This is a genomic window from Streptomyces sp. NPDC054932 (genome assembly GCF_053610205.1).
In genome coordinates, this window is the sequence record NZ_JBSGXU010000221.1 from 1 (window position 1) to 12,584 (window position 12,584).

The 12,584-nt window shown below is 73.6% G+C and carries 8 protein-coding genes; all 8 read right to left on the reverse strand.

The window, feature by feature from the left end:
• Positions 1-2,023: AMP-binding protein (locus ACWGE1_RS35830; RefSeq protein ID WP_453424645.1), on the reverse strand; the 2,023-nt coding region annotated here is incomplete at its 3' end.
• A gap of 97 nt (positions 2,024-2,120) precedes the next feature.
• Positions 2,121-3,494, reverse strand: a complete 1,374-nt coding sequence (locus ACWGE1_RS35835) for a M20/M25/M40 family metallo-hydrolase (protein WP_401691878.1) — start codon at positions 3,492-3,494, stop codon at positions 2,121-2,123.
• Between the two features lie 38 nt (positions 3,495-3,532).
• The gene (locus ACWGE1_RS35840) at positions 3,533-4,684 is read right to left on the reverse strand and encodes an acyl-CoA dehydrogenase family protein (protein ID WP_453424646.1); all 1,152 of its coding nucleotides are present in this window, start codon (positions 4,682-4,684) and stop codon (positions 3,533-3,535) included.
• Positions 4,685-4,715: 31 nt separating this feature from the next.
• On the reverse strand, positions 4,716-5,933 hold the full coding sequence (locus ACWGE1_RS35845; protein WP_453424647.1) for an acyl-CoA dehydrogenase family protein: 1,218 nt from the start codon (positions 5,931-5,933) through the stop codon (positions 4,716-4,718).
• A complete protein-coding gene (locus tag ACWGE1_RS35850) occupies positions 5,930-10,069 on the reverse strand; it encodes a non-ribosomal peptide synthetase (protein WP_453424648.1) in 4,140 nt (1,379 codons plus the stop codon). Before ACWGE1_RS35850 ends, ACWGE1_RS35845 begins: the two co-directional genes overlap by 4 nt.
• Positions 10,062-10,970: a [LysW]-aminoadipate kinase gene (locus ACWGE1_RS35855; protein WP_453424649.1), complete on the reverse strand. Its 909-nt coding sequence runs from the start codon at positions 10,968-10,970 to the stop codon at positions 10,062-10,064. The genes ACWGE1_RS35850 and ACWGE1_RS35855 overlap by 8 nt, the downstream gene beginning before the upstream one ends.
• 36 nt (positions 10,971-11,006) lie before the next feature.
• Entirely contained in the window at positions 11,007-12,035 is a 1,029-nt protein-coding gene (gene argC / locus ACWGE1_RS35860) for an N-acetyl-gamma-glutamyl-phosphate reductase (protein WP_453424650.1), read from the reverse strand.
• Positions 12,036-12,128: 93 nt separating this feature from the next.
• Positions 12,129-12,311: a lysine biosynthesis protein LysW gene (locus ACWGE1_RS35865; protein WP_327262542.1), complete on the reverse strand. Its 183-nt coding sequence runs from the start codon at positions 12,309-12,311 to the stop codon at positions 12,129-12,131.
• Between the last annotated feature and the right edge of the window lie 273 nt (positions 12,312-12,584).

The window sequence follows — 12,584 nt, forward strand, 5'->3', positions numbered from 1 at the left end:
CGGACGGGACTCCGGCCTCGCGGCGCGGGATCGGAGTGACGGCGCGGCCGTCGGTGGCGCCCTCGCGGACCAGCTGGGCGAGCCGGACCACGGTGGTGTCGTCGAGCAGTGCGGTGAGCGGTACGTCCACGCGGTGCTCGGTCTCCAGGACCGCGCGGAGCTGGACGGCGCGCAGCGAGTCCAGGCCCTGGGCGACCAGCGGAAGGCCGGCGGAGATCCGGTCGGCGGAGACGCCGAGCACGGCGGACACCCGGTCGAGCACGAGGGCGCCTTCCGGGTCCCCGGCGAAGTGGGTGGCGGCGCTGTCGGCGACGGCGACCGTGGCGCCGGAGCTGTTGGCGAGGGCGACGAACTCGCCGGCGGTGTAGCGCTCACGGCTCTCCCGGCGGCGGATCTTGCCGCTGGAGGTGCGGGGCAGGGCGCCCATCTTCACGAGGACGATGTCGCGCAGGGACAGGCCGTGTTCGAGGGTGACGGCGGAGCGGACGGCGGCCAGTACGGCCTCGGCGTCCTCGTCGCGGAACTTGCGGCTGACCTCGTGCAGCAGCACCACGCTCTCGCCGGCGCCGTCGTCCAGGCCGAAGGCGGCGGCCCGGTTGGGGACGAGCAGCTCGTGGCTGAGCTCGGCGGTGTACTCGATGTCCTGCGGGTAGTGGTTGCGGCCCCGGATGACGATGAGGTCCTTGATCCGGCCGGTGATGAACAGCTCGCCCTGGTGGCGGAAGCCGAGGTCGCCGGTCCGCAGGTAGGTGCGGCCGTCGGGCTCGGCGAGTTCGGCGGCGAAGGTGAACTCGGTCAGCTCGGGGCGGCGCCAGTAGCCCTTGGCCACGGACTCGCCGGTGACCCAGACCTCGCCGATCGCGCCGTCGGCGGCGGGCAGCAGGGTCTCGGTGTCGACGACCTTGATCCGGTCCTCGCCCTGGATGTCGCCGCAGCCGATGAGGGTGGTGCCGGCGGCGCCCTCCTCGACGGGGCGGGGGCCGTCCTCGGTGAGGGTGACGGCGAGCGGCTCGGGGCCGGGCTTGCCGCCGGTGACGAACAGGGTGGCTTCGGCGAGTCCGTAGCAGGGGTGGAAGGAGGAGCGGCGGAAGCCGGCCGGGCCGAAGACGCGCTCGAAGTCGTCGAGGGTCTGGCGGCGGACGGGCTCGGCGCCGACCATGGCGTGCTGCCAGGTGCTGAGGTCGAGGCCGGCGACCTCCTCCTCGGTGATGCGGCGGACGCACTCGGCGTACGCGAAGTCGGGGGCGGCGCTCATCGTGCCGCCGTGCCGGCTGATCGCGTCGAGCCAGCGGAACGGGCGGCGCAGGAAGGTCATGGGCGCCATCAGGACGCAGGGGAAGCCGCTGTACAGGGGCTGGAGGATGCCGCCGATGAGGCCCATGTCGTGGTAGGGCGGCAGCCAGCTGACGCCGACGCTGTCCGTGGTGGAGCCGTTGGCGTTGGCGATGGTGCGGGAGTTCTCGATCAGGTTGCCGTGCCGCAGCATGACGCCCTTGGGCGAGCCGGTGGAGCCGGAGGTGTACTGGAGGAAGGCGAGGGCGTCGCCGCCCGGGGCGACCTCCGCCCACGCGTCCGAGGCGGCGCGGTCGACGGTGTCGGTGGCGGTCCAGGCCAGCTTCGAGAGGTCGCCGAGGGCGTCGCCCATGCCGGTGACGAGCTGGAGGGTGGAGTCGTCGGTGAGGGCGACGGTGGCCTGGGCGTCGACGACGATGTCCATCAGCCGGTCCAGGCCCCGGGCGCCGGACGGCGGGTAGACGGGGACGGCGGCGGTGCCCGAGTAGAGGCAGCCGAAGAAGCCGACGATGTACTCCTCGCCCGGCGGGTACAGGAGCAGCGCCCGGCCGCCGGCCGCGCCCTGCTGCTGCATGGCGGCGGCGGTGGCGCGGGCCCGGGTGTCGAGCTCCCGGTAGCTGAGCCGACGCTCCGTACCGTCCTCGTCGAGCAGGATGTACGCGGTGGCCTCGGGGGTGGCGGCGGCACGGGCACGCAGCATCTCGACGAGGTCGGCGGGACGGAACGACATGGTTCTCCTCCGGGTTCCGGGCGGGCTTGTTTCTCTGTGTCGCGGGCGGTGCCCGGCGGCGGGGATCAGGGGTGATCGGGCTCAGCGGTGATGGGGCTCAGGGGTGGTCGATGAGCAGTTGGTACAGGCAGTCGGCGCCGAAGCGCACCGCGTCGGCGGGGACCCGCTCGTCCGCGTCGTGCATGTTCTCCTGGTAGCGGGAGCCGGCCGGCAGGAGCATCGGGAGCCAGCCGTAGCAGTCCATGCCGAGGTTGGCGAAGAGCCGGGCGTCGGTGGACGCGGGCGTGATCATGGGGACCGGGACGCCCTCGGGGTCGGCGGCGCGCAGGATCTCGGTGAGGCGCTCGTAGAAGGCGCCCATCTCGGGCTCGTTCTTCGGGTTGCGGGAGCCCTCGAGCAGCAGCTCGATGCCGATCTCGTCGCCGAGGGTGCCGGAGGCGCTGAACTCGTTGATCAGGGCTCGCAGTTCGGCGACGTAGTCCTCGACGTAGAACTCGCCGGGCAGGATCCGGCCGTCGATGTCCACGGTGATCTCCGAGGGGATCATGTTGATCTTCTCGGGGGTGCGGATGATCGTGGCGTTCGCGGTGTGCCGGATGGTCGAGTCGAGGTAGACGGCGTCCTCGGTGCTCATCAGCTCGTACGGGACGGTGCTGCGCTCGCCCTTGCGCAGGGCGACCAGCTCCGCGGCCAGTTCTTCGCCGACGACCTCGCCGAGGTCCTCGAGCATCCGGTCGAAGGCCGGGGTGATGTGCACGGGGAGGCGGCCGTCGCGCAGCGCGGTCAGCACCTCGGTGAGCTGGTGCACGGCCAGGTTCGGCCAGCCCTGGCGGGAGGCGTGACCGCCGCGCCCGCGCAGGGTCAGGCGCAGCCAGCAGGCCCGCTTCTCGGCGACCCCGACGGGGTGGAAGCGGCGGGCCGGGTCGACGGTGAGCACGGCGCCGCCGTCCTCGCCGATGCAGTAGGGGATGCCCTCGAAGAGCTCGGGGTGGTTGCTGGTGAGCCAGCCGGCGCCGACGCGGCTGCCGTTCTCCTCGTCGGAGACGACGGCGAGCAGCACGTCCCCGGCCGGGGCCTGGCCGCGGGCCCGCAGGGTGAGCAGGGCGGAGAGCATCATGGCCAGCCCGCCCTTCATGTCGATGGCGCCGCGGCCCCAGACCTCGCCGTCGATGAGCAGGGCCTCGAAGGGCGGGTGGGTCCATTCCTGACCGTCGGTGGGGACCACGTCGGAGTGCGCGTGGAGCAGCAGCGGCGGGGCCTCGCCGCGGCCCGGGATCCGGGCGACGAGGCTGGGCCGCTCGGGGTCCGGACCGAGGAACTGTGAGGTGATCCCGGCCTCGGCGAGCAGCGCAGCAATGTACTCGGCGCAGGCGCGTTCCTCGCCGGGCGGGTTGACGCTGCGGAACCGGATGAGGTCGCGCAGGATCGGGATCGGGTCGACGGGCGCGGCGGCGGGGTCTGCGAGCTGCATGGCCGTCCTTTCGTACGAGGTCAGGGGCGCGGGGCGGATCAGAGGAGGGTGGCGGCCCGGGCCCAGAGCTGGGCGGGGCTGCCCCACAGCAGGGCGTCGATCGCCGCGCGCCGGAAGTAGAGCTGGCTGTCGGCGTCCTCGGTCATGCCGTGGGCGCCGTGCAGGTGCAGGCACTGTGCGGCGGCGTCGCGGACGAGGCCGGCGGCGAGCGCCAGGGTCTGGAGCACCGCCAGCTCGGAACCGGAGCCGTGCGGGTCGCGGTCGAGGCCGCGGGCGGTCTCCTCCACCAGGGAGCGGACGGCGGTGATCCGTGCGGAGAGCGCGGCCAGGGTGAAGGCCACGCTCTGGTGGCGGGCGAGCGGCTGGTCGAACTGGACCCGGCTCTTGGCGCGTTCGACGCCGAGGGCGAGGGCGCCCTGCGCCTGGCCGGCCAGGGTGGCGGCGTGGCGGACCCGCAGGGTTGCGAGTGCCCGCCGCCAGGCGGCCGCGGCCGGGGCGCCGGAGCCGATCGGCCGGCCCCCGTACAGGGGCACCCGGTGCAGGTCGACGGAGTGCAGGTCACCGCGGCTGATGTCGTCGTGCCGGCGCAGGGTGATGCCGGGGTCGTCGGCCCGTACCAGCGCGAGCACCGTGCCCGCTCCGGTCCCGGTCCCGGTCCCGGCTCCGTTCCCGGAGTCCGTACCGACGACCAGGAGCCAGTCGACGGCGTCCGCGAAGGCCACGAACCGCCGCCGGCCCGACACCCACGGCCCGTCCGGCCCGTCGCCGGTCGTGAGCGGCGACGGGTCGTACGGGTCGTCGGTGCCCTCGGCGCGGGGGGCCAGCGCGATGGCTCCGGCCCCGTCCGCGACGGCGTCGAGCACGTCGGCGAAGACTTCGTCGGTGTGCGCGTCCAGGGCACGGATCAGCTCGACGGCGGCGGCGGTGTCCGGGTACGGGCCCCGGTAGAGGGCCCGGCCCATCGCCTCGCCGAGCCGTACGAGGTCCCCGGGCGCCTGGGTGCCGTCCACGACCTCGTCGAACACGCCCGCCTCGGCGAGGGTCGCCCATACGGCGGCGCGGGCTGCCGCCTGCTCGTCGGCGACCGGGCCGCCGCCGAGCGGACGCTCGCCCATCCGCCTGACGGTCGGGGCGAGTTCACCGTCGAAGAGTTCCGCGAGCTCGGCCGGCAGGGCGGCTACGGAGGTCATGTGGATGGTCCTCTCAGATGTTCCGTGTCGTTCACGAGAAGAGGTGGAGGCCGCTGGCGGCGATGATCTGGAGCATCACTTCGGAGGTGCCCGAGGCCAGCGTGTGCGCGGGGCTCTGGCGGTAGACCGCCTCCAGCCGCCCGAGGTCGGGCGCCTCGCCGTCCCAGGTGCTCAACAGGCCGTCCAGGCCGACCACTTCGGCGCCCAGCCGGACCACTTCGTCGGAGTACTGGGTGATGAACCACTTGGCGGCGGCCGAGGCCACCGGGTCGGGCTCCCCCGCCACCTGGGCCAGCACCATGCTCCAGGCGAGCGCCCGGCCCGCCTTGAGGTGGGCGTCGAGCTCCACCAGGCGCTGGGCGTGGGCGGGTTCGGTGATCCGCCCGGTACGCCGGGCGTCCTCGATCACCGAGTCGAGCCAGCGGCGCAGCTTGGCCTGGAAGTCCATGCCGGTGCGCTCCAGCAGCAGCATGTCGTTGATGGGCTGCCAGCCCTCGTCGACCTGTCCGACGATGTGCTCGGCGGTCAGCCGCACGTCCTCGATGACGATCTCGTTGAAGCGCTCGTCGCCCATGCTCCACACGGGGCTGATCACCACACCGGGCGAGCGCAGCGGCAGCAGGAAGAGGGTGATCCCGTGGTACTTGACGGGGCCGTCGTCGGTCCGGGCGGCACACAGGGCCCACTCGGCGAACTGCGACTTCTGGTTGAAGATCTTCCGCCCGGAGAGCCGCCAGCCGTCGCCGTCGCGGACGGCCCGGGTGCGCAGGGCCGCCAGGTCCGAGCCGCAGTGCGGTTCGGTGAACAGGACGGTGGCGATCTCCTCGCCGGCCGCCAGCCTCGGCAGGTGCCGGGCGCGCTGTTCGGGCGTGCCGACTTCGAGCAGGAACTGTCCGACGGTGTCGATGCTCAGCACCCGCTGGTCCTCGGGCAGCCCGTGCAGGACCATCTCCTCCAGCACGATGCCGGCCTCGACGGGCGACAGGCCCTGGCCGCCGTACTCCTTCGGCCAGGCGGGCGCGAGCCAGCCGCGCTCGCCCAGCATCCGGTAGACGTCGATCAGGCCGCTCTCCTCGCGCGGGGCGTGGTCCTGGAGGGCGTCGACCGCCTTGCGGACCTCGTCCGCGGCGAAGAACTCCCGGACGCCGCGGCGGAAGGCCCGCTGCTCGTCGGTGAACCAGGTGTCGGCCAGGTCCGCGCCGCGCAGGTCCGTGCCGCGCACGTCCGTGCCCGGGTCCGTCCCGCTCATGCCGTGGCTCCCCGGTGTCCCGCGGTGGCCCGGTCGAGGATCTCCTGGAGCACGTCCGCCACGGTGCCCACGTGCGGCACGGCCACCATCGCGTAGTGGTCGCCGGGCGCCTCCCGGTGGGTGAACCCGCCGGTGGTGCGGGACTCCCAGAAGCGGGCCCGCTCGGTGGCCCCGGGGGCCTCGGAGGTGAGCAGGGCCAGCGGTACGTCAGTGGGCTCGGGCCGCCAGACGGCGCCGGCCCGGACGGTGGCGACGAAGGTCCGCATGCGTTCGGCCAGCTGGTCCGCGCTGCCCTCGGGGGCCAGCTCGGATGCGGCGAGGGTACGTACGGCCACGGCGATCTGCTCCTCGTGGTCAAGGGAGTCGATGTCCAGGACGGGTGCCGACGCCGGGTCGGCGCCGCGCAGTCCGACGAGGTCCGCCACGTACAGCGCGATGGTCTGCGCGGTGCTCGGCGGTTCGGTCAGACCGGGCGGCACGTCGGTGTCCAGCAGGGCGACCAGGGCGACCTCGGCCCCTTGGAGGCGCAGCCTGCGGGCCGTCTCGAAGGCGACCGCGCCACCGGTGGACCAGCCGCCGAGGAGGTACGGGCCCTCGGGGCGGGCGGCCCGGATCGCCGCGGCGTGCGCCTCGGCGAGGGCGGCCACCGGGTCCTCGGCGGACCCGAGTTCGGGTGCCTCCAGGGCGTACAGCGGCTGCTCGGGGTGGAGCGAGGCGGCGAGCGGGACGTAGGGGGCGACGGATCCGCCGCTGGGGTGGATGCAGAAGAGCGGGATCCGGTCCCCGCCCGCGGCGAGCACCACGGGCGCGGCGACGACCGCCCCCGGACGGGCCGGGGCCGAGGACTCCTCCGGCACCCCGCGGCCGGCGTCCACCAGTGCGGACAGCTGCTCGATCGTGGCGTGCGTGAAGAGCTGCCGGAGCTGGATCTCGGCGCCGAGCACCTCCTGGAGCCGGGCCAGCAGCTGGGTGGCCTGCAGCGAATTGCCGCCCGCCATGAAGAAGTTGTCGTCGCGGGCGAAGTCCGTGCCCGGCAGCAGCCCGGCCCAGATCCCGGCGACGGCCCGCTCGGTGTCGGTGGCCGGTGCCTCCCGGTCCTTGCGGACCCGCTGCTCCGGTTCGGGCAGCCGGGCCCGGTCCAGCTTGCCGTTGGGCGTCAGCGGCAGGGCGTCGAGCAGCACGAAGGCGCCGGGCAGCATGTACGGGGGCAGGTCCTCGGCCAGGTGTCCGCGCAGGGCGGCCGGCTCGGGCCGGGCGCCGGTCTCGGGGACCACGTACGCCACCAGCTGGGGCCCGCCGGGCAGCGAGGTCAGCACGACCACGGCGGCCTGCCGGACCTCGGGGTGCCGGACCAGCACCTGCTCGATCTCGCTGGGCTCGATGCGCAGCCCGCGGATCTTGACCTGGGTGTCGGCGCGGCCGAAGAACTCCAGGTCGCCGTCGGAGCGGCGCAGCGCCAGGTCGCCCGTGCGGTACATGCGGCGGCCGCCGCCGGCGAACGGGTCGGGCAGGAAGCGGTCGGCGGTGGCGCCGGGCGAGCCGGCGTAGCCGCGGCTGAGCCCGAGGCCGCCGATCCACAGTTCGCCGGCCACGCCCAGCGGGACCGGCTCGCCGGCCCGGTCGAGCACGTAGGCGTACTGGTTGGGCAGCGGGCGGCCGATCGGCGGGCTCGCCGATCCGTGCTGCGGGCCGCACAGGTGGTCCACGGAGGCGACGGTGGTCTCGGTGGGGCCGTAGCCGTTGTGGAAGGCGCGCCGCCCGCCGTCGCGCCAGCGGTCGACGAGGTCGCCGGGGAAGGGCTCCAGGCCGACGAACATCTTGCGGTAGTCGGGGAGTTCGGCGGGGTCGAGGACGCCGAGCACCGACGGCGGGATGTCCGCGGTCGTGACGCCCTCCTCGCGCATCAGCGCGGTGAGGGCGGCCGGGTCGAGCAGGGTGCCGCGGGGGGCCGTGACCAGGGTGGCTCCGGAGGCGAAGGCGCTGTAGATCTCGAAGACGCTGACGTCGAAGGCCGGGTTGGCGAACTGAAGCATCCGGTCGTCGGTGCCGAGCCCGAACATCTCCACCGACGCGGTGGTGAAGTTGACGGCGCTGCGGTGCTCGACGAGGACGCCCTTCGGCTTGCCCGTCGACCCCGAGGTGAAGATCACGTACGCGAGGGAGCGCGGGTGCACGGCCACCTCGGGCCGGGTGTCCGGCCGGGCCGCGACGGCGTCCAGGAACTGCGGGTCCCGCCAGTCGAGCCGGGTCACCGATCCGGGCAGTACGTCGCCCAGCGCGCCCTCGGTGACGACGATCCGGGCACCCGCCCGCTCCAGCATGTACGCGAGCCGGTTGGTCGGGTGGACCGGGTCGAGCGGCACGTACGCACCGCCCGCCTTGAGGATGGCGAGCTGGGTGACGGGCAGGTCCGGGCCGCGCTCGAGCAGGATGCCGACCCGGGACTCCGGCCCGACGCCCAGCGAGCGCAGGTGGTGGGCCAGCCGGTTGGCACGCCGGTCGAGCTCCGCGTAGCTGAGGCCGCTGCCGCGGAAGCGGACGGCGGTCTGCTCCGGGTGGCGGTCGGCGCTGCGCTCGAAGAGCTGGTGCAGGCCGAGCCCGGCCGTCCCGTACGCCGTGTCGGTGCGGTTCTCGCCGAGGACCAGCTGCTCGCGCTCGGCGGCGTCGAGCAGCGGGATCCGGCCGATGCGGATGCCCGGGTCGGCGACGACCGCTTCGAGGAGGCGCCCGTAGTGGCTGATCAGGCGGTCGATGCGGTCGCTGTCGAAGAGCTCGGTGGAGTACTCGATCCACACGTGGTAGCCCTCGCCGGGCACCTCGGTGAGCTGGAAGGCCAGGTCGAAGCGGGCGGTGCCGACGATCAGCGGGACCTGCTCGATGCGCAGGTCGCCCAGGTCGTCCCCGTCCGCGCTGGCGTTCTGCAGGGTGAAGGAGATCTGGAAGAGCGGGTTGCGGCCGGCCTCGCGCTCGGGCTGGAGGGCGTCCACCAGCTTGCCGAAGGGCACGTCCTGGTGCATCAGGCCGCCGACGACCGTCTCGTTCGTACGGGCCAGCAGCTCGCGGAACGTGGGGTCGCCGGACGTGTCGGTGCGCAGGACCAGCGTGTTGGCGAAGAAGCCGACCAGCGGCTCGATCTCCGGCTGGGTGCGTCCGTTGACCACCGAACCGACGACGATGTCGTCCTGCCCGGTGTAGCGGGTCAGCAGCGTCTGGAAGGCGGCGAGGGCCACGGTGAGCACGGTGACGCGCTCGGAACGGGCCAGCTCCACCAGGGCGCGCTGGAGGTGCGCGGGCAGCCGGCTCTCGCGCACCGAGCCGGCGCCGGTGGGCTGCTTGGGCCGCGGCCGGTCGGTCGGGAAGTCGAGCACGGGCAGGTCGGCGAGGCGCTCGGTCCAGTAGCCCAGGCGGTCGCCGAAGGTGGACTCGGCGAGCTTGCGGCGCTGCCACACCGCGTAGTCGGCGAACTGGACGGGCAGCGGGGGCAGCGGGTCGGGCAGCCCGGCCGCCTCGGCCGCGTACCGGACCATCACCTCGCGGGTGACGATCGCGGTGGACCAGCCGTCGGTGGCGATGTGGTGGATGTTGAGGAGGAGGACGTGCTCCTCGTCGGCGAGCCGGAACAGCTCGGCCCGCAGCACCGGGCCGGTGGCCAGGTCGAAGGGCCGGCCGGCGCCCTCCGCGATCAGCTCGGTGACGTGCTTCTCGCGCTCGTCCTCGGGGAGTTCGCGCAGGTCGGTGCGGACGATCGCGACCGGTCCGGGCTCCTCCACGATCTGGTAGGGGAGCCCGTCCGCGCTCCCGTACCGGGTGCGCAGGATCTCGTGCCGCTCCACGACCCCGCTGAGCGCACGGCCCAGCACCTCGGGGTCGAGCGGCCCGGTCAGCCGCAGGGCGAGCGGCGCGTTGTACGCGGCGGAGCCGGGGCTCCACTGGTCGAGGAACCACAGGCGCTGCTGGGCAGCGGCCAGCGGCAGGCTGCGGTCGCGGTCGGCCCGCTCGATGCGCTGCTCGGTCCTGCGGCTGTCCTGCAGCCGCTGCAACGCCTGGCGGGCCCCGCCGGCCCCCGGGGCCCCGGCGCCCGGAAGGGCGCCGGGGGCGCGGGTGGCCCGACGGGGCACCCGCTTGAGGTCACTCATGGTCCGCTCCCCCTGCTTCGGATCCTGCTCCGGATCCGGCATCGGTGTCGGTGTCGGATCCCGTCCCGGCCTGCGTGTCGATGACGACCGCCGTCGACAGGCCGGTGAGGGCGCGCCGCACCGGGTCCTCGGCACGGCCGTCCGCGATCAGTACCTCGCGGACCCCGCCCTCCAGCGCCTCACGTGCGGCGATGAGCTTCACGACCATGCCGCCGCCGACCCCGGGCGGGGTCCCCTCGGCGGGCAGCTCGTACCGGTCCAGCCGGCTGGACTCGTCGGACGGATCGGCGAGTACGCCGGGAGCCGCGGTCAGGAACACCAGCCGGTCGGCGCCCAGTGCGACCGCGATGGCCGTGGCCGCGCGGTCCGCGTTGACGTTGACCGGACGGCCGTCCTCGGCGAGGGCCGGCGGCGACACCACCGGAGTGATCCCGGCGTCGAGGAGCACCTTGAGGGCGGCCGGGTCCACCTCGTCGATCCGGCCGCTGTGGTCGTCGCGCACCAGCACGGTACGGCCGTCCACCCGGGCCCGGATCGCGTTCTTGCGGCGGGCCCGCAGCAGACCGGCGTCGATGCCGGTCAGCCCGACCGCGGGCACGCCGTGCCCGGCCAGCTCGACCAGCAGGGCCGGCTTGACCTGCCCCGCCAGCGTCAGCGTCAGCACTTCGAGCGTCGCGTCGTCGGTGTAGCGCGAGGTGACGCCGCTGCGCGAGGTGATGCTGCGCTGCGGCACCCCGAGCCGCTCCGCGAGCTGTTCCAGTTCGGCCGAGCCGCCGTGCACCAGCACGACCCGCCCACCCGCCTTGACCAGCGCGGCGACATCGGCGCAGACCCGGGCCGGATCGACCCCGGCGGCGCCGCCGCACTTCACGACGGTCAGTCCGTCGGACCCTGCTGACACAGCTGTTCCCTTCTCTCGGTGCTCCACAGGCCGCTTTTAGACCGGGTGCAGGCCGGTGAACCCGAGACCGAGGGTCTCCGGACGGCCGAAGCGGATGTTCATGCTCTGCACTGCGTTGCCCGCCCCGCCCTTGACGAGGTTGTCCAGCGCAGCGATGAGGACCGCGGTGCCGTCCTCGGGGTCGGTGGCGAAACCGATGTCGCAGAAGTTCGAGCCGTTGAGGATCTTCGGCTCGGGCAGCCGGTACAGGCCGCGCTTCTGCGCGACGATCCGGACGAACGGCTCGTCGCCGTAGTAGCCGCGGTAGAGCTTGCGCAGCTCCCGCTCACCGAGCGAGACGCCGTCGGCGGCCTCCACCCGGATGAGCACCTGGACCCCGCGCACGGCCTCCACGCCGGTCGCGCTCATCCGCGCGGTCAGCCCGGTGCCCTGCGCGACCTCGGCCTCGTGGCGGTGCCGCTGCGGCTTGAACACCCGCATGGCGCCGCTGCGTTCCGCGTGCAGGTTCATCGCGTCGGCGGTGATGCCGGAGCCGGACGAGCCGACCCGGCCGTCGATGGTCACGTCCTTGCGGATGAGCCCCTCGGCGGCCAGCGGGTACAGGGCCAGTGTGGCGGCGTTCGCCATGCAGCCCGGCATGGAGATGCGGTCCGCCGTCTCCAGCTCCTTGCGGTAGCGCTCGGGCCAGCCGGTGACGAAGGTGTCGAGCAGGTCGGGCCGGGTGTGCTCGCCGTAGTAGCGGGCGTACACCTCCGGGTCCCGGAGCCGGTAGCCGCCGCTGAGGTCGATGATGACCTGCGCCTTGTCGGTGAGCCCGGGGACGAGCTCCATCGCCACGGAGGGCGAGACGGCCGTGAAGAGCACGTCGCAGTCGGCGACGTCCTCGGGTGAGCAGAAGAGCAGATCGGTACTGCCGCGCAGGTTGGGGTGGGCGGTGTCCACCCGGCGGCCGGAAAGCCTGCTCGACACCGCGCTGACGATGTCCACTTCGGGGTGGCCGAGGAGCAGCCGGAGCAGCTCACCGCCGATGTACCCTGACGCGCCGTAGACGCCGGCACGGATCACAAGGGCCTCCAGGTCTGAATGACGGATGGATCGGTGGAACGGATGGGGCACGCCTGACCCCGGACACGCGTCCGGGGCACCGGCGTACGGGTCCTACTCGCCCCAGTCCTCTTCGACCTCGGGGGCCAGCGCGAGCAGCAGGGGCTCGGCCGTGATCACTTCGAGCTCGCTCAGGCAGCCGCCGCACTCGACGATCTCGCTCTGGCGCACACCGTCGGGAACGGTGACGGTGCCTTCACACTCCGGGCAGGTGGCAACCGCGGTGGCGGTGGTCATCCCAGTCCTCCTCGTATCGGACGGGCCGGTTCATCTCTCCGGCTCCGCCACGAGCGTCGGTGCTGGACGGGTCCCCGGGACAGTCGGGGGAATCCCCTACAGCCCCGGCGGCGCGGGGCGGCCGGCGGCGTAGGGATACCTCCCGACTGTCGGGGGACGGGGTCCGCTGCGAGCCTCGGTAGCGGGCTCGATCCGAGATCCCGTAACCCATGCACCGGAGGGCTGAAACCGCCATGTCTGACGCCGAATTCGACGAAGAGGTCTTTCTGTTCC